Source organism: Chryseobacterium sp. DZ-32 (genome assembly GCF_059587025.1).
The window spans coordinates 1-23645 of sequence record NZ_JCAIOM010000033.1; the positions used below are offsets into that span (position 1 = coordinate 1).

Annotated in this window: 19 protein-coding genes; 10 read left to right on the forward strand and 9 right to left on the reverse strand. The window is 36.9% G+C overall.

Annotated elements, in window-relative coordinates:
* Positions 1–121: 121 nt before the first annotated feature.
* On the reverse strand, positions 122–1006 hold the full coding sequence (locus AC59HC_RS22525; protein WP_062671202.1) for a DUF808 family protein: 885 nt from the start codon (positions 1004–1006) through the stop codon (positions 122–124).
* A 155-nt stretch (positions 1007–1161) separates the two neighbouring features.
* On the opposite strand from AC59HC_RS22525, the gene AC59HC_RS22530 reads away from it, so the two are divergent.
* Both AC59HC_RS22530 and AC59HC_RS22535 read left to right on the forward strand, forming a co-directional pair.
* Entirely contained in the window at positions 1162–1656 is a 495-nt protein-coding gene (locus AC59HC_RS22530) for a tetratricopeptide repeat protein (RefSeq protein WP_343642185.1), read from the forward strand.
* A 23-nt stretch (positions 1657–1679) separates the two neighbouring features.
* A complete protein-coding gene (locus AC59HC_RS22535) occupies positions 1680–2549 on the forward strand; it encodes an alpha/beta hydrolase (protein WP_343642187.1) in 870 nt (289 codons plus the stop codon).
* Between the two features lie 276 nt (positions 2550–2825).
* Here the strand turns inward: AC59HC_RS22535 and AC59HC_RS22540 are convergent, their stop codons facing one another.
* The 4 genes from AC59HC_RS22540 to AC59HC_RS22555 all read right to left on the reverse strand — a co-directional run bounded on the left by AC59HC_RS22540 (position 2826) and on the right by AC59HC_RS22555 (position 7556).
* Positions 2826–3521, reverse strand: coding sequence for a DedA family protein (locus tag AC59HC_RS22540; protein ID WP_110009261.1), 696 nt, complete (start codon positions 3519–3521; stop codon positions 2826–2828).
* 86 nt (positions 3522–3607) lie between these two features.
* Positions 3608–4720, reverse strand: a complete 1113-nt coding sequence (gene prfB, locus AC59HC_RS22545) for a peptide chain release factor 2 (RefSeq protein ID WP_062671212.1) — start codon at positions 4718–4720, stop codon at positions 3608–3610.
* Positions 4721–5023: 303 nt separating this feature from the next.
* Positions 5024–6127, reverse strand: coding sequence for an NAD(P)/FAD-dependent oxidoreductase (locus AC59HC_RS22550; protein WP_496559414.1), 1104 nt, complete (start codon positions 6125–6127; stop codon positions 5024–5026).
* A 76-nt stretch (positions 6128–6203) separates the two neighbouring features.
* Positions 6204–7556 (reverse strand): ATP-binding protein, encoded by a 1353-nt coding sequence (locus AC59HC_RS22555; protein ID WP_496559415.1) that lies wholly within the window; start codon positions 7554–7556, stop codon positions 6204–6206.
* Positions 7557–7672: 116 nt separating this feature from the next.
* Between AC59HC_RS22555 and AC59HC_RS22560 the strand changes: the two genes are divergently transcribed.
* Positions 7673–8575 carry an ABC transporter ATP-binding protein gene (locus AC59HC_RS22560; protein ID WP_330745637.1) on the forward strand — a complete coding sequence of 301 codons (903 nt, stop codon included), beginning with the start codon at positions 7673–7675 and terminating at the stop codon, positions 8573–8575.
* Positions 8576–8577: 2 nt separating this feature from the next.
* Positions 8578–9423: an ABC transporter permease gene (locus AC59HC_RS22565; protein ID WP_343642195.1), complete on the forward strand. Its 846-nt coding sequence runs from the start codon at positions 8578–8580 to the stop codon at positions 9421–9423.
* Between the two features lie 168 nt (positions 9424–9591).
* On the opposite strand, the gene msrB is transcribed toward AC59HC_RS22565, so the two are convergent.
* From msrB to AC59HC_RS22585, 4 genes are all read right to left on the reverse strand, one after another.
* Positions 9592–10689, reverse strand: a complete 1098-nt coding sequence (msrB, locus tag AC59HC_RS22570) for a peptide-methionine (R)-S-oxide reductase MsrB (protein WP_496559416.1) — start codon at positions 10687–10689, stop codon at positions 9592–9594.
* A gap of 17 nt (positions 10690–10706) precedes the next feature.
* Positions 10707–11150 (reverse strand): DUF417 family protein, encoded by a 444-nt coding sequence (locus AC59HC_RS22575; RefSeq protein WP_202839502.1) that lies wholly within the window; start codon positions 11148–11150, stop codon positions 10707–10709.
* A gap of 78 nt (positions 11151–11228) precedes the next feature.
* The gene (locus tag AC59HC_RS22580) at positions 11229–11498 is read right to left on the reverse strand and encodes a hypothetical protein (RefSeq protein ID WP_202839503.1); all 270 of its coding nucleotides are present in this window, start codon (positions 11496–11498) and stop codon (positions 11229–11231) included.
* A gap of 6 nt (positions 11499–11504) precedes the next feature.
* Entirely contained in the window at positions 11505–12059 is a 555-nt protein-coding gene (locus AC59HC_RS22585) for a sigma-70 family RNA polymerase sigma factor (protein WP_496559417.1), read from the reverse strand.
* A 271-nt stretch (positions 12060–12330) separates the two neighbouring features.
* Here AC59HC_RS22585 and alaS point away from each other — a divergent pair, with 271 nt between their 5' ends.
* The 6 genes from alaS (at position 12331) to AC59HC_RS22615 (ending at position 23332) form a co-directional block, all read left to right on the forward strand.
* Positions 12331–14934 carry an alanine--tRNA ligase gene (gene alaS / locus AC59HC_RS22590; RefSeq protein ID WP_496559418.1) on the forward strand — a complete coding sequence of 868 codons (2604 nt, stop codon included), beginning with the start codon at positions 12331–12333 and terminating at the stop codon, positions 14932–14934.
* A 615-nt stretch (positions 14935–15549) separates the two neighbouring features.
* Positions 15550–17025, forward strand: coding sequence for a PhoX family protein (locus AC59HC_RS22595; protein ID WP_496559419.1), 1476 nt, complete (start codon positions 15550–15552; stop codon positions 17023–17025).
* A 70-nt stretch (positions 17026–17095) separates the two neighbouring features.
* Positions 17096–18910: a cytochrome-c peroxidase gene (locus AC59HC_RS22600; protein WP_496559420.1), complete on the forward strand. Its 1815-nt coding sequence runs from the start codon at positions 17096–17098 to the stop codon at positions 18908–18910.
* A gap of 305 nt (positions 18911–19215) precedes the next feature.
* Positions 19216–21543: a hypothetical protein gene (locus AC59HC_RS22605; RefSeq protein ID WP_238349604.1), complete on the forward strand. Its 2328-nt coding sequence runs from the start codon at positions 19216–19218 to the stop codon at positions 21541–21543.
* Between the two features lie 74 nt (positions 21544–21617).
* Positions 21618–21854: a hypothetical protein gene (locus AC59HC_RS22610; RefSeq protein ID WP_110009324.1), complete on the forward strand. Its 237-nt coding sequence runs from the start codon at positions 21618–21620 to the stop codon at positions 21852–21854.
* An 8-nt stretch (positions 21855–21862) separates the two neighbouring features.
* Positions 21863–23332, forward strand: coding sequence for a M20/M25/M40 family metallo-hydrolase (locus tag AC59HC_RS22615; RefSeq protein WP_496559421.1), 1470 nt, complete (start codon positions 21863–21865; stop codon positions 23330–23332).
* Positions 23333–23645: the final 313 nt, after the last annotated feature.

Here is a 23645-nt window from a genome sequence, read left to right on the forward strand (position 1 = left end):
AAAGAGTCCGGTAGAGTACCGAACTCTTTCATATAATAATATTGTTTAATTTTGTCTAAACTTTTGGGTGCAGTCTACTCTCGAGTACAGGATTTTTTGGTTATTTAATTCTAATTCTGTTTTATTTTTTTGTTGCCAGGGAATAGATTCCTTTTCCTAAAGTGAAGACAGCAACAGCTGCCAATCCGCCAGCAACTCCAAGTGTAAGCTCTTTCAAAACATCCGGCCAGGTTGGTAATATGCCATGGAAAAATTCAATCCTATGAAGAAAAATTCCACCAGCAACCATTATTAAAGCAATTGTTCCTACGACTCCTAATATTTTAATAACAATAGGTAAAGCCTTCACTAATAGATGTCCAAGCCCTCCGAAAAAGCCTTTATCCTTACTTTTCTTTATTAATTTAAACCCAGCATCATCCATTCTTACGATCAAAGCTACAATTCCATACACTCCAACAGTAGCAATAAATGCAACCAAACTTGTTACTAAAATCTGCGTAATGAAAGGATGACTTTCTTCCAATACGGTTCCTAAAGCAATAATAACGATCTCGATGGATAAAATAAAATCAGTTGTAATTGCCGATTTTACTTTCTCTTTTTCAATTTCTTCAGAACTTTTTTCGTCTTCTTCAATTTCCTCTATAACTTCATGCCCCTTTTTGTCACGGTGAAAAAGAAATTCTATAACTTTTTCAACGCCTTCAAAGGCCAGATAGAATCCTCCAAGGATCAATACATAATTAATAGCTGGAGCATATAACCAATTAAGTAAAAAAACGATAGGAAGAATAATCAGTTTATTGATAAATGATCCTTTAGTAATTGCCCATAAAACGGGAATTTCCCTTGAGGAAAGAAAGCCAGTGGCTTTTTCTGCATTTACAGCCAGATCGTCTCCTAAAATTCCTGCTGTCTTTTGGGTAGCAACCTTACTGGTAACCGCTACATCATCCATCAATGCTGCAATATCATCCAAAATTGCAAAAAAGCCTGATGCCATATTTTAATAATTTTTTAATCTTTGTTAAGTTCAGCAAAAATAATTATTTAATTCCGTTTTTGGATTCATAATCTAACAATTATTTTGAAAATTATATGAACCTTTCAACAATCCTTCACTTCCAATATTTTATATCTTTGTTTAAAATCTATTGGATGAATAAAAACTGGGAAAATCAATTACAAAGTATATGGCTAAAACTTGGAACCATAAACAGTGAAGAGTTTATTGAGCAAATTAAAGATCATGTAGAATTACTTACAGAAAAGGATTCCCGGGCTATTGCTGATTTTGAAAGAGCCTGTGCTTTTGATTCCACCGGGCATGAAAAGGAAGCAGAACCTTTGTACAGATCAGCATTAGATCACGGATTAACCGGCCTACGAAGAAGAAGAGCAAGAATCCAGCTGGCAAGCACCTTAAGAAATATTGGAAAAACAGAAGAAAGCATTCATATTTTAAGGGAAGAAAAAGCCCATTATTCTGATGAGTTAAATGATGCAGTAGATTCTTTTTTAGCACTGTCTCTTTCTTCAGCCGGGAAATATGAGGAAGCATTATCATTAACTTTAAAGGCACTTTCCCGCCATCTGCCAAGATACAACCAGTCTGTTTACAATTATGCCAAGGGTCTGCATAATGAATTGTAATAATATTTTTTTAATTTTACTTTATGAAAAAGCTCATTCTCCGGTATCATTTTTTCGCTATGGGATGTGTTGGCTTCGTGCTGCTGTCCTGTAATACGAAATTCAGGGTCTGGGTAGGTCCCGGAGGCCAGCAGAAGATTTACAATCTGAAATATGGTGAGCATAAAAGACAGAAAATGGATGTCTTTCTTCCCAAAAACTATGCTGAAGATACTCCTGTAGTACTTATCGTTCATGGCGGCGCCTGGACTTTGGGTAAAAAAGAACATATGATCCAGGTTCAGAAGATGCTTTTTGAAAACAGGATTCCAAGCATCAATATGAATTACAGGCTGGTTTCTCCAAAGGAAAAAATCACTTACAAACAACAGCTTGAAGATATTGCCCTTGCCATTGAAAAATTCAATTCTCTGGCGGAAAAAGCAGAGCTTCAGCCCAATAATTACATTCTTCTGGGAGAAAGTGCCGGCGGACATCTCGCCTTACTTTACGGTTATCAGCATCCCGAACAGATCAAAAAAATCATCTCTTTAAGCGGCCCAACAGATTTTTACAGCTCAGAATATCTTAAATCGTTTTATTCAAAATATACTTCTCCTACTTTTCAGAAAGTAGTAGGAACTAAGTTTGACCGGAAAAATATTTCTGAAGCCTTCAAAGAAGCCAGTCCTATTGCTAATATTACCAATGTTCCTACATTGTTGTTTCAGGGAAACAATGATGTACTGGTCAACCAGCATCAGGGAATCGCGATGGATTCAGCGCTTACCCAAATGAATATTCCACATAAATTCATTTTCATGAAAGGAGCCGGGCATGCACCCAGATTTTTCAGTAAAAGAAAAAGAGACAGCATTATCTATCCTAATATTCTGGAATGGATTAAAAAGTAAAGATGTCTAACAGAATTTTTTTGATTATTAAATGCAAAGGATAATAATTACAGCACATCATTGTAAGAAAGCAAAGAAGTTGTGACTTTGTCACTGATGAAGCTCACAAATATATCCATACGCTTAGAAAGAATCAATTTCATTGATTCCTACCTTTGCTCTCTCAAAATAATACTCAATACAAATTAATCTTTGCATTTAAAAAATTTATTGATAAGCAATAAAAAAGCCATCCCATGATTGAGACGGCTCTATATTTTTGATTGAATTCTTTATCTATTCAAAGTCCTGATCTTCATATTTGGAAAGATCTTCTTTTTTCCCGAAAACAAATTTAATGATTACCGGAAGTGTTGTTACCAATACGATTACAATAATGATGTATTCCAGTTTCTCTTTCAGGTTGATGCCAAACTGCTCCATAAAAAGCTTGTCAAGATAATGTCCTGCAAAGATCAGAATAAAAGACCATAATACAGCTCCAATAATATTATCTCTTAAAAACTCTTTTTTATCCATCTTTACGATACCTGCTACAATAGGAGTAAAAGTTCTTACAACCGGTAAGAATCTTGCCATAATAACTGCTAATGCTCCGTGTTTTTCAAAGAAATCGTGTGCCTGGTAAAGGTATTTTTTCTTAAATAGCATTGAATCCGGTCTTTTATACAAAGCTGGTCCTGCTTTTCTTCCGAAGTAATATCCTACTTCATTTCCAATAATAGCGGCAAGAGCTACTCCTGAAGCCAATAAGGTAGTATCTAAAAAATCGCTCCCTGTAGAGCCAAAAGTCTCTTTGATGATTTCAACGGCATAAATTCCCGAAACGAAAAGTAGAGAATCCCCAGGTAGAAAAAATCCTACAAAAAGACCCGTTTCAGCAAAAACAATAAACAAAATCAGCCAAAACCCTCCCATTTTTATATAAAACTCCGGGTTTAATAAATCCTTCCAGCTATTGAAATCTTCCATAAATATCGATGAACAACAAAAGTAAGTCTAAAATGTCTGAAACAAAAATTAATTATAAGATTTTAACTAAAATTCAAACATGATTTTTATAAGTCGAGATCATCATCGGAAACTGCGGTTCCATCGGCCATTAAGAATGCTTTCAGGAAAGGAGTGATATTACCATTCATTACCGCATCCACATCTGACGTTTCATGACCTGAACGTACATCTTTTACCAATTTGTAAGGATGCATGACGTAGTTTCTGATCTGGCTTCCCCACTCGATCTTCATCTTGTTGGCTTCAATCTCGTTTCTGGCTTTCATACGCTCTTCCAATTCCATTTCGTAGAGTCTTGAACGAAGGAGCTGCATTGCCTTTTCTTTATTCTGAAGCTGAGAACGGGATTCTGAATTTTCAATGATAATTCCTGTAGGAGCGTGGCGAAGACGTACAGCCGTTTCCACCTTGTTTACGTTCTGTCCTCCGGCTCCGGAAGCTCTCATGGTTTCAAAGCTGATATCGGCAGGATTGATGTTGATTTCAATGGTATCATCCACCAAAGGATAAACATATACGGAAACAAAACTGGTATGGCGTTTCGCATTACTGTCAAAAGGAGAAATTCTTACCAAACGGTGTACTCCGTTTTCGCCTCGTAAATATCCAAAAGCGAATTCACCTTCAATTTCAAGGGTCACAGTCTTCACACCTGCTACATCTCCTTCCTGGAAGTTAAGTTCACGGATCTTATAGCCTTGTTTTTCTGCCCACATGGTATACATTCTCATCAGCATAGCTGCCCAGTCGCAACTTTCTGTACCTCCTGCTCCTGCTGTAATCTGAAGTACTGCAGAAAGTTCATCACCTTCGTTGGAAAGCATATTTTTGAATTCCAGGTCTTCAATTTTTTCTACCAATTGCGGGAAAGTCTCATCCAGTTCTTTTTCAGAATCCGGATCTTCTTTAGCGAAATCAGCCAAAACCTGTAAATCTTCAAACTGTGTCTGAATTTCGTCATAGCTTTCTACCCATTTTTTCTTGGAACGAAGCTGTTTTAGAAATGCTTCAGCAGTTTTTGGATTATCCCAAAATTCGGGTGCCGCAGTTTTTTCATCATCATTGGCTATTTCAATCTTCTTTTTTTCAATCTGAAGGTATCTGTGTAAGTCTTCAATTCTGGATTGAACTTCTTTTATCTGGTCGTTGTTAATCACGAATGTTTCTTTTTTGCAAAAATAAGGAATTCTTTTAGAGTGGAGAGGTTTAGGATTCGAGTTTTCGAGGTGCGGGATTCGAGTTGTAGAGTTTGAGAGTTTTAGAGTTTGAGAATGCATCCGTTTTGGATTCGGGTAGTGAGGTTTGAGGATTTTAGAGTTAGAGCGTGTTTGAGGAAAAAGTTTCAAGATTCGATTTATAGAGTTTTGGAGTCGGGAATGTGCCCTTAGCTTCCAGCCAACTTCTAATTTCTTTTCAATAAAAACTTATTAATCACAAATTTTATACTACCAATCCATCTATTAAATCATTTCTGCTATTATCTCTCCTATTTTCGGAGCTAAAGCAACTCCCATTCCTGAAAGTCTTACGGCACAGAACTGTTTTTCTGAAACCTGTTTTACAATGGGTGACTTTTCTTCGCCCATAGCCATTATTCCTGACCAGCGAAGGGCAATTTTAAAATCATGATCTGGAAGAATAATTTCTTTTAAAAACTTTTCCAGATGGTTCTGTAAAAATTCTGTTGTTTCAAAAGCGGTAGTTTCTTCTGTTTTAAAATCTTTATTTCGCCCGCCACCCAGTAATATCCGGTTTCCTACATTTCTGAAATAATAGTAGCCTTCATCGTAATGAAAAGTACCTTTAAGTTTTAAACCGTCTATTGGTTCTGTCAGAAGAACCTGTCCGCGGGCAGGAACTATAGTTTCTTCTTTCAGAAACTTTGAAGTGAATGCATTGGTGCAATAGATGAGCTGATCTGCTGTCACAGAAAGATCTGTTGAAACATGAACCTCAACGTTGTCCGTTTCTTCAATATGCTGAACTTCTGTTCCGAATAAAAATTCGATTTTAAGTTCATGACACTTTTCTAAAAGCTTTTGTAATAATTTTCCTGAATGCAGACTTCCTTCACAGGGATTTTCAATCAGGAATTCAGATTTTCCAAGTCCGAATTCCTGTATTTTATTTTGATTCAAAGTATAAGTCTGAGCCAGTCCGGTTATTGTTTTCAGTTTTTTATTTACAGCATCAATCTGGGTTAAAGACTCTTCATTGTTTACAATTTCATAACCTCCATTCAATTCAAAATCAATTTCATCATGTTTAAAATAATGCTGGATTTTCTGAAGTCCATCAAATCTCATTTTAATCAGCTCCAGTGTTGTTTCCCAGCCCATCTTCTCAGAATCGGCAATCACTTCGGTAAGGCTTCCAAAGCAGGCAAATCCGGCATTTCTTGTGGAAGCTCCCAATGGAATTGCATTCCGTTCAATAATAAGAACAGATTTTTCCGGATACTTCTCCTTTATGGATATGGCTGTCCAAAGCCCGGAAAACCCCGCACCAATAATGATGATGTCTCTTTTTCTGTAGAATGTATCCAATTCCCAGATGCTGTTCATAAATAATGAGTAATAGGTAATGAGTAATTTTTATAAAGCCTTAAACTTTAAACCTTAAACCTTGAACTTTAAACAGTTACCCTTTATCTCCTTCTTCATTATGCTGGAATCCAATTGCTCTTTGCGGCTCTTCGACAACTCTGTAGGTTTCCAGTTCATTTTTCAGAGCCTGAATCCTAAACCTGAAGTCATCAAAATTATTGATAATGGCATCCGCAAGAAATCGTGCTACCTGATCAAGATATTCTTCAGTAAGCTTTGATCCTGCATCCCTTAATGCGCTGTCTAAAATTTTCTGATCAATTTTCAGCTTTTCGTTTCTGGTCCTTTGATACAGGTTTTTGATTCTTTTCTTTAAACTTTGGGTAAAGTCTATCAGCATGGTATTGCTGAATGCTTTCATCTTTGAAGAGATTTCATGCCAGAATGGAACTTTATCAGCCTTGTTATTTTTAAGTATTTTATAGAGTAAAGAATCTTCTTCCAATCCTCTGGTCATGGCATAAAGAATGATTTCCGAGCGCTCAGAAGCATTGGGAGGAAAAATAGGAATCAGCACATCAAATCTTCCGGGTGCCAGAATTTCCTCATCAATTTCAGCCACAGAATTAGCTGAACCTACCATTAAAACACCTTCTTTTTCAAACTTTCCGATGTAGTGAAGAATCAGTTCCTGAGCCTCAAGATTGCAGGAAGCAATGTCTGTTTCCGCCCTTCTCTGCATCATAATTTCATCGAAATCATCCATAAAAAGAAGCATTTTGTTTTCCTTCATCATACTCACAAGGAAATCACTGAAATTGATCTCATTTCCATCAATCAGCGAAGTTCCCAAATAATGTTTTTTGACTTCTTTAAACTGATACCCGATAATTTCAGCTATTTTATTGGCCCAGAATATCTTACCGCTTCCCGGAGGTCCGTAAAGAATAATCCCTGCAGGTTTGTTGATTCCCCAGTCTTTGATCTGCTGTGGATTCAGGAAGGGTTCCAGAACAGTGGATGTATAAAAAAACAGGTCTCTGTATCCGATAAAATCTCTTTGCTGAAGGCTGGTTTTATGCCCAAAATAATCGTAGACAAACTGATAATTCCCTCCAAGTTTGTTATCAATTCCATAACTCGATATGGAGGATTTGTAAAAACCATTATCGAAGATATTGAGATTATTGTCTTTGATCACCTTTTCAACCTTGTCTTTTGGCTGCTTGATCACTTCAGCAATCTGCTCCAGGGTCTTATTTTTATCAAGATCTTTTTCATAAAGTCTTAAAAAATCTACATTTTCGCGGGCAAATTTTTCAAAATCTTTTTTTACCTCAAAATTGGTACTGATACAATCTACCAGTTCAAGATCAAAATCCTGGATAAACTGTTTTATGGCTTCTGCAGATACCTTTAATTCTTCTGCCAGTTCAATTAGCTTCATAACTGTTGATTAATTCTATCAAATTTAATGTATTTGTCCATAAATTAATATTGATTTATGATAATTCTGTAACATTCTCTAATTTATATAGACTACTACTATGTAAAACAAATTACATGGAAAAGATTTTATCAGTAAAAAATTTGACAAAAAAATTCAAAAGAGTTGTGGTCAACAATATTTCTTTTGATGTCGAAAGAGGAAATGTTTATGGCCTTTTGGGGCCGAACGGAAGCGGAAAATCCACTACTTTCGGGATGCTGCTTTCAACCATCAACCCTACGAGCGGAGACTGGTTCTGGTTTGGCAAGAAAGGAACTGATCCTGACACCTTAAAAAAGATCGGAGCGATTATTGAACAGCCTAACTTTTATCCTTATCTAAGTGCAGAAACCAATCTTAAGATTGTCGCTGAAATTAAGCAAACACCCTACTCAAGGATTGACGAAGTTCTGAAAACGGTTAATCTGTATGAAAGAAGAAAAGATACTTTCAAAACTTTCTCTTTAGGAATGAAACAGCGTCTGGCTATTGCTTCTGCCATGCTGAACAATCCGGAAGTATTAATTTTGGATGAACCGACCAACGGACTGGATCCTGAAGGAATCATTCAGATCAGAGAAATCATCAGTGATATTGCCAAACAGGGAATCACCATTATCATTGCAAGCCATCTTCTGGATGAAATTGAAAAAATCTGCAGCCATGTCATTGTCTTGAAGGAAGGAAATTCCATTTACTGCGGAAGAGTGGATGAAATGACTTCCAACAACGGATATTTTGAGCTGAAAGCTGATAATAACACATTACTTTTAAATGCGTTGAACGAACTTCAGTGGTTCTCGTCCATCAATCAGGAAGGTGATCTTATCAAAGCTCAGATCCGTGATGACGCTTCTATTTCAGCTTCGGCAATGAATCAGAAACTGGCTGAAAAAGGAATCTATCTTTCTCATTTAACAAAGAAAAAACTGTCTCTTGAATCTCAATTCCTTGAACTTGTAAAAAACACCAATTAATCATGATCAAATTATTAAAACTTGAATATTACAAAAACCTGAACTATAAACCTTTCAGAGTTTTCACGATACTTTATTTCGCCATTCTTATTGCTTTACTTTTCATTGGATTGGTTGACTTTGATGTTTTTGGAGGAACGATTAATTTAAAAGAACAGGGAATTTATAATTTCCCGGAAATCTGGAATTTCACCACATGGATTGTTGCTTTATTGAAAATTTTCCTTGGACTGATCATTGTTTTCTCTATTTCACAGGAGTTCAGCAACAGAATGTTCAAGCAAAACACGATTGACGGACTGAGCAGAAAGGAATTCATCACTTCAAAATTGCTGACGATAAGCATTTTCACTATTGTTTCAACAGCTATTGTATTGGGAATTACTTTGTTTCTGGGATATCAATATTCGAATACAACGGACTCTACCAAGGCTTTTGCTGAAATGTTCTTTATTGGAAATTATTTTGTGAAGCTATTTACGTTCTTTTGCTTCTTAATGTTCCTTTCCATTTTACTGAGAAAATCTGTTTTTGTTTTTCTTGCCCTTTTCGTTTTCTGGATTGGCGAAGGAATTTTAACCGCTCTTGAAACGTATTCAAAAGTAAAGGGAATGCAGGGACCGCAAAGAAATGAGGTTCTTCAGAATGATTTTTTTATCTCGCACCTTTTACCGCTGGAAAGCATGTCAAGCCTGATTCCTAACCCGATGATGAGATTAAATATGGCTAAAATGATGGGCTTAAAATATGAGTTCCACTACCCTACGGAAAGTCTTATTGCCTGTCTGGTATGGTGTGCTGTTTTCATCTTCGGTTCGTACTGGATTCTGAGAAAAAGAGATTGGTAGATTTTAATCATACTATGAATTCAAAATAAAAGGCTGCCAGATAGCACAATAATTTGGCTTTTGTCATTCTGACGAAGGAAGAATCTCATTAATCAGTAGACCTATGAGATTCTTCACTTCATTTCATTTCGTTCAGAATGATATTTTTTAGGCAGCCTTCCTTTCATATTATTTTTTATCTAACAACGGAAGATATTTTCCGTATCCTTTGCTTTCCATTTCAGCTTTCGGAATAAATTTCAGTGAAGCACTGTTGATACAGTAACGAAGTCCTCCTTTATCCTTCGGCCCGTCTGTGAAAACGTGTCCCAGGTGAGCATCGCCCGTTTTACTTCTTACTTCTACTCTATCCATACCATGGGAACGGTCCAGCTTTTCATCAATCAAACCTTTGGTAATCGGTTTTGAGAAACTTGGCCATCCGCATCCGGATTCAAATTTATCGGTAGAGACAAACAAAGGTTCCCCTGTTGTAATATCTACATAAATTCCTTCACGGGTTTCATTCCAGTACTCATTCTGGAAAGGTCTTTCTGTACCGTTTTCCTGGGTAACATTATATTGTTCTGCTGTCAGTTTTTCTTTTAAAACTTTTTTATCCTGCTTTTGGTAAGCCGGTTTTGGAAGCGGGTTGGCTTTTTTGGCCATTTCAAAAAGTCCCGGTTCAATATGACAGTAACCGCCTGGATTTTTATCCAGATAATCCTGATGATAGTCTTCAGCCCTGTAGAAATTTTTCAATGGAATAGTTTCTACGACTACTGGTTTATGATAATTCTTTGCCAGCTTCTGAACTTCCGCTTTTACCACCGCTTCATCTGTTTTATCAGTGAAATAAATTCCTGTTCTGTACTGGTTTCCTCTGTCATTTCCCTGCTGATCCTTGCTTGTAGGATCAATGGTTTTAAAATACAGATCAATCAATAGTTTCAGATCTACCTGTTCAGGATCATATTTTACTTTTACGGTTTCTGCGAAACCTGTTGTATGGCTTACGACTTCTTCATAAGTAGGATTTTTGGTATTACCGTTGGCATAACCAACTTCTGTTCCTACCACGCCACGAATCTGTTGAAAAAAATGTTCTGTTCCCCAGAAACATCCACCTGCAAAATAAATCTCTTTAACGTTCTTGTTATCCATAATTTCCTCATTTTCTTTTTTTATTTCCACCACATTGGACTTTGCTTTTCTGAAAAGCCCTGATTCCGAAGCAAATACTGCTATACCCAGAATAATTCCGAGTGCAATTAATATATTCTTCATTTTTACTTTTTTATTCATTACTTATTATTTTGAATGATCATTACTCCAAATCCTAAAAACATAAGGTCTTTCAGAATAAAGAAATCCGTCACAGGCACTCCGTCCACTATTTTCCACATTCCCGGTGTTGTAAACAAATAGCTTAATGTCACCAGAAAAGTTACCATCATTCCTACCCCTGCATACTTTTTCAGTACAGCAAATTTCGCACTAAATATCAGGAGTAAGGCAATGATAATTTCTATCACTCCGATAAGATTTGACACTGCCTGGGCACTCATAATCTTATATACGAAAAAAGTTAAGAAATGGTTTTCCACCAAAGGTTTTATTGCTGCAGCCTCCGTAGGCGTAAATTTGAAGATGCCAATCCACAGCAAAATAAGAGCTGCTCCAAAAAGGGAGATATAATACCCGGTTCGGGCTGATTGTTTTTTTGATTCCTGTACTGTTCCGACCATATTTTAAGATTTTAGTTAATACTTTATCGTTTTCAAAAGTATAGTCGGTGCTTTTTTACAATCCTGACAGAAATTATCCTAGAAATTCAATTTATCGATCATTTTATTTTTAAAGTCCTGAATTTCAGAATCATTAATTTCAGTTTCTTTTTCAGAAAAAGTCTTTTTAAAAGCTTTATCCAGAAGTGCCAGTTTTTCATTGTACATTCTGCACCATTTACAGATCATCAGGTGCATGCTCAGCATCCTGTTTTCTCTGGCAGATATGGATTGGGCATTCCTCTTTTCCATCAGTAAAGTAGCTTCACTGCACGGTAAAAATAATAGATGTAGTATTCTTCGTATCATGATTTCTTATGATTTTGAAAACCAGTTAAACTCCAGACATTCTCTGAGCTGCATGCGGCTTCTCTGCAAAATCTTCCATAGATTAGTCGTGGAAACATTCAATTCCTGACTGACTTCCGGTGCTTTTTTTTCTTCAATATAATACATTTTCAACAGAATCTTCCATTTGGAGGGCAATTCCTCAATACATTCCTCGAGTGTTTTATTAAAATCCTTGTTGTCTAAAAGCTCATCCCCTTCTCCTGATACATTCCAGTTATTTAAAACATCATTATGTTTCCATGATCCTGTTTCATCAAAAAAATGATCGAGTCGGATATTGGGTTCAGATTTGTATTTTTTACGATAAAAATCGGCCACTTTTCTATTCAGAATAGCCATCAGCCATGTAAGCGCATTGCTTTTTCCTTCAAAAGAATCATAAGCTGAGTAACCGGCAAGAAAAACTTCCTGAACAACATCCTGTGCATCTTCTTTATTTGAAAGTACGTACAGTGCCCGCTTCAAAAGCGGCCCTGAATATTGTTCTATCCAGCTTTTCAGTTCTTCATCTTTTGTCATTGGAAGGATTTTTTGTCTTTTTTCAGATCGCAACGAAGGTAGGAAGTTAAATGGAAAATTGCAAAATGAGATCGATTATTATTGATTACAGTCATTACAAACTTGCCATCTCAAACCTTACAGGTTTTGAAAACCTGTAAGGTTTACCACACCTCCATTAGCCAAACTCGTTATCATTCAAAACATAGCATAAAATTATTACAAATCGCTTAAAAATCTTAAATTTGCATCTTATCAAAAATTTGATATTTAAAAAAGCAAAAGCAATACTATGACATCACAAGAGATACGTCAAAAATTTTTAGATTATTTTAAAAGTAAGGAGCACTTAATCGTTCCTTCAGCTCCTATTGTGCTGAAAGACGATCCTACCCTTATGTTTTCCAACTCCGGAATGACGCAGTTCAAGGATTTTTTCCTTGGCTACAAAACCCCTACCGCCCCTAGAATTGCCGATACACAGAAGTGTCTGAGAGTTTCAGGGAAACACAATGACCTGGATGATGTGGGTAGAGATACTTACCATCACACCATGTTTGAGATGTTAGGAAACTGGTCTTTCGGGGATTACTTCAAAAAAGAGGCTATTGCTTTTGCCTGGGAATTACTGACTGAAGTATACGGAATTCCAAAAGAAAATTTATACGTAACGATTTTTGAAGGGGATGCTTCAGAAAATCTGGACAGAGACCAGGATGCTTATGACTTCTGGAAATCTCACATTTCAGAGGACAGAATCATCAACGGAAATAAAAAAGATAACTTCTGGGAAATGGGTGAAAGCGGACCGTGCGGACCGTGTTCAGAAATCCATATTGACCTGAGAACTCCTGAAGAAAAAGCAGCAGTTCCGGGAATTTCGCTTGTGAATCAGGACCACCCGCAGGTTGTGGAAGTATGGAACCTGGTTTTCATGGAATTCAACAGAAAGGCTGATAAATCTTTAGAGAAGCTTCCTGCTCAGCACGTAGATACGGGAATGGGCTTTGAGCGTATTTGTATGGCGCTTCAAGGGAAGTCTTCCAATTATGATACCGATGTTTTCACTCCGCTTATTGCTAAAGTTGAGGAACTTTCAGGTAAAAAATATACCGGAATTTTACAAGACGAAAAGGATATTGCGATCCGTGTTGTGGTAGACCACATCAGAGCAGTTTCTTTTGCTATTGCAGACGGGCAATTACCTTCCAACGGAGGTGCGGGGTATGTTATCCGAAGAATTTTAAGAAGAGGAATTTCTTATTCTTACCGATTCCTGGATATGAAAGAGCCTTTCCTTTACAAACTGGTAGCTGTACTGCAGGAGCAGATGGGAACTTTCTTCCCGGAAATCGAAAAGCAGGGAAAACTTGTTGCTGAAGTGATCAAAAGTGAAGAAGACTCTTTCTTAAAAACTATTGAAAACGGTCTGATCAGGGTTGAAAAACTGATCCAGCAGACCATTGGCAATAACCAGAAAGTATTACCAAGTGAAGAAGTTTTTGAACTGTATGATACATACGGTTTCCCTGATGACTTAACAAGAATTATAGCGGAAGAAAAAGGATTAACGATTGATGAAACTGGTTTCAAAGCTGAAATGGAGAAACAGAAGCTTCGTTCAAAAGCTGATTCTGCCCAGAAAGTTTACGATTGGGTTACCTTAGAAGAAAGAGATGAAAACTTTGTAGGATATGATCAGCTTGAATCCGAAACCTATATTACAAGATACAGAAAGGTAGAAAACAAAGACGGAGAATTCTATCAGGTGGTATTAAGCAGCTCTCCTTTCTATCCTGAAGGAGGTGGACAGGTTGGAGACAAAGGTGTTCTTGAAAATGCGGTTGAAAGCTTTGAAGTATTGGAGACTAAGAAGGAAAACGGATTGATTATTTCGTTGATCAATGGTCTTCCAAAAGATGCCGGTGCTGTTTTCTATGCTAAAGTAAACGCTTCCGAAAGAAAAAATTCTCAGGCTAACCACTCTGTAACTCACCTTCTGCACGAAGCTTTAAGAGAGGTTTTGGGAACTCACGTAGAACAGAAAGGTTCTTATGTAGGCCCTGATTATCTTCGTTTCGACTTCTCTCATTTCAACAAAATGACTGAGGAAGAATTAGCACTTATTGAAGAAAAAGTAAATAAAAAGATCAAAGAAAGTATTGCTTTACAGGAATTCAGAAATATTCCGATTCAGGAAGCTCTGGATAAAGGAGCAATGGCTTTATTTGGTGAAAAATATGGTGACAGTGTGAGAATGATCCAGTTTGGAAGTTCAAAAGAACTTTGCGGGGGAACTCACGTAAAAAACACCAGCGAAATCGGCCATTTTAAAATCACTTCCGAAGGTTCTGCTGCTGCAGGAATCAGAAGAATTGAGGCTATTTCGGGAGATAAATCTGAAGAGTATTTCAACAATCTAGAAAAACAGATCACTGAGCTTTCCCAGCTATTAAAGTCTAAAGATGTGGTAAGATCGATCGAAAAACTGATCGAAGAAAATACTTCATTGAAGGCTGAAGTAGATGCTCTTAAAAAGGAAAAAGCAAAAGGAGAAATCGGAGAATGGAAGAATGCTTATGAACAGAAAGGCAACAAGCAGCTTCTTGTGAAGAAAACTTCTCTGGATGCAGGTTCTGTAAAAGACATCGTTTTCCAGTTGAAGAGAGAAATCCCGTCTTCGGTAACGATTATTCTTTCTGATGCAGACGGAAAACCAATGATTACCGTTGGAGTTTCTGATGATCTGGCTGCAGATTACCAGGCTGGAGCTATCGTAAAAGACCTTGCTAAAGAAATCCAAGGTGGTGGTGGTGGAAACCCGGGTTTCGCTACTGCTGGTGGTAAAAACCTTGAAGGGTTAGAAAACGCTTACCAAAAAGCATTGAATATCTAAAATAGAAACCTCTATTATAAATTTTAACTCCGGCTGTCTCAAAATTGAGACAGCCGGAGTTGTTTTACCTATCTATCCTATTATATTCTTAACCCAAAGTTTTTTGTATAGCACGTCGTATGGAAGGGAGCAAAGAAGAAAATCAATTTCATTGATTCTGACTAAGCGTGAGTAATGATTATACTTCCATACTTCCATCAGATAAAGCAAAATTCCCATAAACATCTGTGTCATCCGTGAAATCCGAGGGAGATTAAAATAAAATAATTTAGGAAAAGGTTACACAAGCGGGATATATGTTTTATTTAACGCGAAGGATCGCTAAGAAACATTATTTTATACACTCAGCTATGAAATGATTGCATTTTTTGCTAAATGGAATGCCTTTGCAAACGAAAAAAGCAGAAAATAAAACTTTTGCTTACTCTGCGCTATACCATACTATTCTTTATTACTAAGATTTCATCACAGTCTTTTTTATTTATACCCGTTCTAATTATTGATCTTATCTTAACAAACCATTACTTAATCTTAAACTATTTGTTTTATCTTTTTAAAACTCAGTTAATACAAGACCTTTAGTTTTGCCATAATCGAAATTCAAAAAATGTAATTATGAAAATAAACAAAACTATTGGAGCTCTGGTCTTTGCTTCTCTTATATTTCAAGGCTGCAATGATGACAACGGTAACTCGGACGCTCCTGTCAATGATAAAATCAAACTTGAAAATTTTTCTAAAGAACCCGCTTTCGTTTATGGAATGCAAGGTTTTGAAAATTTAAATATAACAACCCTTATTTCCAGTTCCGATGTGCTTCCGGGTTCACCGGATTTCGTTTTCGGAGGACAGCCGGACGGAATGGGACTTATGAAAGATCCAAACTCTGACGGTTACCTGATGATCACAAATCACGAGATCAAACAATCGGTATCAAGAGTCTATTTAGACAAAACTTTTAAGCCTGTAAAAGGAGAATATATCTTAAACGGAACCGGAGGAATGACAAGATTATGCTCCGCTACATTGGCAACTCCGGAAATTCATGGTTTCAGTGCATTCCTTACCGCAGGAGAATCAGGTGAAGAAAGTATGGTACATGCTTTAAACCCTTTGGCACCAGTGTCTCAGGCAACTGATAAAACAAGGGTAAAACCGGCATTAGGAAAGGCTTCTATGGAAAATGCAGTTCCGCTTCCTAAAGATGTTTCTAATGGAAAAACCTATATCATCATTGGTGAAGACCAGTCTTATTCTTCTTCTCACCAATCTGCAGGACAGTTGATTATGTATGTAGCAGATACACAGGGAGATCTTGATAACGGTAAGTTGTATTCTTTAAAAAGAACCAACAGCAACTATACGGAAACAGATATGACGAAAGGAAGCAGCTATGATGTAGAATTCGTGGAAATTCCGAACGCTAAAAACCTTACCGGAGCTCAGATCAACCAGAAAAATATTGACAATAATGCGATCCGTTTTTCAAGAGTAGAAGATGTAGATTACAGAAAAGGAGCTGGAAAAGGAAGAGAAATCTACTTTACGGCTACAGGTGAATCTTCCGACGGGATCAATCCCAAAGCCGGATTAACTATGTGGGGAAGAGTCTACAAGCTTGTTCTGAACGCCAATAATATGCTGACAGGAAAACTGGAAGTGGTTGCAGAAGGTGATTCTAATCCGGGAAATAATCTGATCAATCCTGACAACTTATGTGTAACTGAAAACTTTGTATACATCCAGGAAGATGGAGATTCTTATTACAAAAATGCCAATCACGATTCTTATATCTGGCAGCTGAATATTGGCACCAAACAATACAAACCGTGGCTGAATATGAGGCACAACAGAGGTGACTTTGCATGGCAGACAGCGTATAACCAATCCGGAGACCTGCAGAAGTACGGTTCATGGGAATTCGGGGCAATGGTGGATATTTCTGATATTATCGGAATTCCGAATACATTCTCTGTGAATATTCACTCTCATACCTGGCAGCTGGATAAATTCAAAAATCCTGACGGTTCCGGAATCAACGCCAACAAAGAAGGCGGACAGATTGTTATCATCAGAAACGTAGAAAAATAGTTTTAATTCCTTCATATCAAATTCAATTAAAGTATCAATAGAAAACCTCTGTTGATACTTTTTCATACTTATGAGTAAACTTTCAAAATACCCGATACTCCTTTTCTTGTACTGTGCAGCAGCACTTTTTACGCTTTACCATTGCAAAAATGATAAGCAGCAGCCCGTATACGAAGATCTTGGTTCTGTAAAAAACAGGATCATCAAAACCAATGCTGATTTTGAAAAACAGATCAATGAACTGAAGGCTCTTGTTGCTAAAGATGCCGATGAAAAACTTCTTCAGGAGAAATTCCAGGATATCCGAAAAACCTACAAAAAAATGGAATGGGCTGTAGAATACTTCCTTCCCCACTCTGCAAGGTTTATCAATGGTCCAGCCCTTCCCGAAATAGAAATGGACGAACATACTGAAATAGAGCCGGAAGGTTTACAGGTGCTGGAAGAGATGTTATACCCTTACGAAAAAGCGAATAAAGAAGAAGTAATCCGGATGCTTAATAAGCTCATCAATAAAAGTAATACCATTGATACCAACTTTCAGGTCATTACCATCAGTAAAGACCAGGTTTTTGATGCACTTAGACAGGAGACTTTCAGAATTTCCAGTCTGGGAATTTCAGGTTTTGATACCCCGGTTTCGGGGACATTTTTACAGGAAATACCTTCTTCTCTGGAAGGAATAAAAGAAACTTTGGTACAGATTTCCACTGACCGCTCTAAAAACAAAGCTTTAAAAAATATTGTTACAGCAATCCATTCAGCCATTGAAGTATTGAAGAAAAACACCGACAAAAATACTTTTGACTATGTGAATTTCATTCCGGATCATTTGCAGAGGATCACAGCTTTGATGCTGGATTTTAAAAATCAGGAGAACATCCCGGATGTTGAGGTAACCACTGCTTTAAACAAAAATGCAGCTACATTCTTTAGTAAAAATGCTTTTAATCCTAATGCTTTCACTCCGGGAAAAGAATATGCCTACTCAGAAGAGAAGGCTGCTTTGGGACATCAACTTTTTAATGATAAAATTTTGTCGAATAATAACAACCGGAGCTGTGCCACCTGTCATATTCCTGAGAAAGCTTTTACAGACGGACTGAGCAAAGCAATGTCCCTTGAAAATTCGGAGCTGGCGAGAAATACTCCTCCGCTCAATTATGCAGGCTATCAGCATGGTCAGTTTTGGGATATGAGAAAGGATGATCTGGAAGGACAGAGTTCTGATGTAATCTCCAATAAAGAAGAAATGCATGGTGATCTGAATGTTATTCTTGGCAAAATCAATCAGGATAAAAACTATCAGGCCGCATTTAAAAAGATCTATCATTCACAAAAAACCGAGGTCTGGCAGCTGCAAAATGTATTGGCGAGCTATATCCGCTCTCTGGCAAAATTCAATTCTGATTTTGATGAATATATGAGAGGAAATAAATCAGCGATGACAGACAATCAAAAGTGTGGTTTCAATCTTTTTGTGGGAAAAGCCCAGTGTGCCATCTGTCATTTCCTTCCCTTATTCAATGGAACGGTTCCTCCGAATTTCAAAAAAACTGAACAGGAAGTCCTGGGAGCAGCAATGAACGGAGAAAATAAAGCATTTGACACGGATCCGGGACGGGGAAAATTCCATGAAACAGTTTCTTCCCTGCAGCATTCCTTTAAAACGCCAACACTTAGAAATATTAGCAAAACAGCTCCTTATATGCACAACGGAGGATATAAAACCCTGAAAGAAGTGATGAATTTCTATAACAAAGGCGGAGGAAAAGCTTTTGGATTTAAACTGGAAAATCAGACACTTTCCGACGCACCGTTACAGCTTACCGATCAAGAAATTGATGATATTATTGAATTTATGAAAGCGCTGGATGATCAATAAATACGATTCTAAAACACAAAACAACGAAAAACCACAAAACTCCTGAATCTTAATTGCTAAGGAGTTTTTTTATTTGAAAATTCCTTTAAAATACAGAAAGACTATCTGATCATTTTTTCATTTGTCTTTGTCTTTACAAAGTCCATGAAAACATTAGATTAAATCAATGTTATACTCTGTTAAAAACTTTTCTACAAGAATAAATATCATTATTTTTGACGTAGTTTTTTTACATGAAAAGGGGTTTACTGTTATTATTTTTCCTGATCTGCTTTTTGGGGTATTCACAATCAAAAATTAAGGTTGTGGATGACGCCAGTCAAAAGCCTGTCTATAAAGCAAAGGTATCCTGTGACAATACAGTTATCGGATACACCAATGAACAGGGTATTCTGGAGTTTAAAACCGGATGCAAAAACATTGATATAGATGCTGAATCTTATCAGAAAGAAACCCTTACCGTAGAAAGCAGCATGGAAGTTTCCCTGCTTAAAAAAACATCACAGACAACCAATATTGAAGCGGTTGTTATTGAAGACAAAAGTGATCCCAGGGCTCTGGAAATTCTTAAAAAAGTCAATAAATTATTCAAAGAAAACTCACCCAAAAGTTTAGGTTCCTATTCTTACAAATCCTACGAAAAAATCTCTCTTGATATTGATGAGGACAGTCTTTCGCAGTTTAATCAGTATTTTAATGATTTAAATATTTTCAAGAAAAAAAGGGAAAAAGACTCGCTGAATAATATCAATGCAAGAAAAATATTTTCAAAAAGTAAACTCTTCCTTTGGGAAAGGGCTCAGGAGTTTTTGTACTCCAAGAAGTATGGTGAAAAGATCAATATTCTGGACAACAGAATCTCCGGTCTGAAGCAGCCTATTTACGAAATGATCGCGCTCCAGCAAAGTAACAGGGATGTTGTTCCCGAACAGATAAAACCCGAAAACAGAGGGCTGTACAGATTTTTTCTTTCAGATACGGTTACCCTTGACGGAAGGAAAAACTTTGTGATCCGCTTCCGTGAGGTAAATTACAAAAAGCCGGACAGAAAACGAAAGTATAACGGTGCTATTTATGTAGATACCGAAACGTACGGAATCAAAAAAATCGAGAATTTCAGTAAAAATAAAAACGAAGGAATTATTACCAGTACCTGGGTATTCTACAATAATAAATGGTTCCTTGCTCATGAAAAAGCCAAGCTTAAAATGGGTAAAATGGCCATGGATGACAAAGTACATGCCGATGATAAGAAAGACAAAAAAAGCTTCGGGACCTATGCTTTCCTTACCTCAAAGTATTTTGATTTCGAATCTCCTATTGAAGAAGATCCAAAGGATTTTAAAGGCTATACTTTCTCGGTAAAAAATATTGACGGCCAATCTCTGGACCGCTACAGGACAGATCCCCTTACCGAAAGGGAACAAAATACCTATAAAACCATCGACAGTTTAGGTAAAAAATATAAAATCGACAGCAAAGCACAGATTTTATCAGGTTTACTGAACGGACAGATCAGAGTCGGTTCTGTAGATTTTGCTGTGGATGAAATTGTCAATTATAACTCCTATGAAGGTTTCAGATTAGGTTTAAAAGCCAAGCTGAATGAAAATTTCAACCCTTATTTTTCACCGGACTACTATTTTGCATATGGTGTGAAAGACCGAAAATGGAAGTACGGAATGGGGCTTGATATGAAAACCACACTGGAAAAGAATTCCTTTTTCAGATTTGAAGTGTATGATGATGTGACAGCATCCGGAGAATTCAACCGAAAAATGTGGAATTTCAAGATGAGAATGATGAACTTCGGGAATAATCTGAATAATGACCGGTATTTCCACTTTAAAGGAATGTCATTATCTTACCTGAACGATGTCACCAACGGACTTACCGTTGCTCTTGCTGTAAGAAGAAATACAGAAGAAGCTGAATTCGATTATCAGTTCAGAGACCGGGGAACATCTTACAGAAACTTCAATACCCTTTTCACCCTGAAATATTCTCCGAATTCTACCAATATTATGACCCCTCAGGGAAAATCTCTGATTGATCAGAAATATCCTGAACTGTATTTTAATTATGAGCAGAGTTACAAAATACTGCAGGGGGATTTTAATTATTCCCGTTTTGATGGTTTGTTTGTTCATAATTTCAAAACACCGATCGGAACTACAGGGTTCCGATTATATGGAGGTCTTGTTCTTGGTGGGGCACCTATCTGGAAAAACTTTACGATGAACGGACTGGCGTCTCCGGGCAAAGATTTTAATTTTAACCTTACTTCTTATCTTGGGTTTGCAACACTGGAAGGTGGGAAATACTATAATGACAGATTTGTTGCATACTACTTTACGCATAAACTTCCATGGTATCTGAAAAGTTTCGGACACAATGTTTCCAGCTTTGACTTTGTCTTAAGAGGAACTATCGGAGATATGAAACATCCGGAATACCACCAGTTTAAATTCAGAAAACTGGATCACCTGTATCAGGAAGTCGGTGTGGAATGGAATAATTTCCTTTCCAGCTATTTTAATCTTGGGGTATTCTACAGAGTGGGTTATTATGCAACGCCTCATTTCAAGGAAAACTTCGCCATTCAGTTTAAGCTGAAGTTTCTCGAGTTTTAATACGCTTTACCATACAAAATCTTTATTTTTGAACCAGAATTCAGAAATATTCAACGATACTATATAAAAAGAACATGCAGAAAATCGAAATCAAAGCAGAACAGTTTTTTGAATTATTAAAATTAAAAGACACTCCGATGTGGGAAATTTTCTCACAGATGATCGATGGAAATGAAAAGGAAATTATCTTTTTAGACCATGAAGACAAGATCCTATTTAATTATATTCTACCTTCTACACAGGAAAAACTGGAAGAAGACAGAAAAGAGTTTTCAAAACAGTTTTCAGAGAAATTGGCTAACTTCAATTAAAAGTTCTTATGAATAAAAATTATATTTTTTCTCTGTTAAGCCTTTTCCTGTTTACCCTCGGAAATGCTCAGAATTATAAAAAACCTTTAGTTTCTGCTATCAAAGAATCTGATCTCCGCACCGATATGTACCAGCTTGCTGCAGACCAGTTCTGGGGCCGTGAAGCCGGAACTCTGGATGAATTGAAAGTTTCTATGTGGCTGGCTGACAAAGCGAAGGAAGCCGGAATGGAACCTGCCGGAGATAATGGAACATTTTTCCAGTTCTTTGATATGTACAGACATCAGGTGATCCCGCAAAGCACCCTGAAAATCGGAGACAAAAGTTTAAAATTATGGAAGGATTTTCTGGTTGCGGAACCTGTAAATGCTTCTGTAGACGCTGAAATTGTATATGCCGGAAACGCAGAGCCTGAAGAGCTTGCGAAATTGAATATCAAAGGAAAAGTTGTTGCAGTAAACGCATCCGACAAAAATATTTCTAAGGATATGACTCTTTTTGTAAGAAGATATCCCGGATTTGTAAGAAATAAATATTACAATAAAGCCGCTGAACTGGGAGCAAAAGCCATTATTTTCATCACCGATGATATTTCCGAGCAAAGCTGGGTAGAAGTACTGCCTCAAATGACAAGAGGAAGCTACGGAGTGGAAGGATTAAGAGAAAAAATCACCAATAATATTCCTGTCCTGTGGATCAAAAGAGAAGATGCCGGCTGGGTAAAAAACAATCCGAAAGCATCTTTAAACCTGATTACTGAAACTTACAAATATCCATCCGTTAATATTATCGGAAAAATTGATGGTACAGATCCTGTTCTTAAAAATGAATATGTTCTGTTAAGCGGACATCAGGATCATGACGGAATCAGACACCCTGTAAAGAATGACACCATCTATAACGGTGCTGATGATAATGCAAGCACCTGTGTTGCCATGTTAGCAATGGCCAGAGCTTACAAAAAACAGCCGGGAAAAAGAAGCATCCTTTTTGTTTTCCATGGCGCTGAAGAAAGAGGATTACTGGGTTCAAGATGGCATGCAGCCCATCCTGTTGTTCCGAAAGAGAAAATTGTAGCCGTACTGAATGGTGACATGATCGGGAGAAATGACAATAATGAAGCTGCTCTATTAGGAGGAAATGCTCCTCACAAAAATTCTGAAGAGCTTGTTAAAATGGCTGAAGATGCCAATAACGAAAGCACAAAGTTCAAATATCTGAAGGATTGGGATTCTCCAAGCCATGCTGAGTATTTCTATTTCAGAAGTGACCATCTTCCGTATGCTAAAATTGGCATTCCTGCTGTATTCTTTACCAGTGTTCTGCATGATCAGTACCATACCCCGCAGGATGAATCAGAAAATATCAATTACAAAAAGCTGTATAAAATGACGGAATGGATGTACAGAACATCCTGGAAAGTTGCTAATGAAGCAGAACGTCCGAAAGTAATTTCGAATTTTTCGCTTGAAAGATAATCTATAAAAAGAATTATATTTCTTTTGTCTTGAAACAAAAGAATCAAAAATTCAAGACTCAGAAACTTCAGCTAAAAATAAAATCTGTTCTCTAAAAACTCTAAACTCGTGCGGAAACGATCTATGTTTAGAATCATATTTTGTCCCGCACTCAAACACCAGAATTTTTTTAACGTTCACAGAATTCATTTTCTTAACGCTTCACTTTCTTATGTCATTTGATTTTGTCAAAAAACAAAAAAGCTTCACTGATTGTGAAGCTTTTTCATCATTGTGTTTTTAGAATCTGATTTGTGTACGAAATAATTTAATA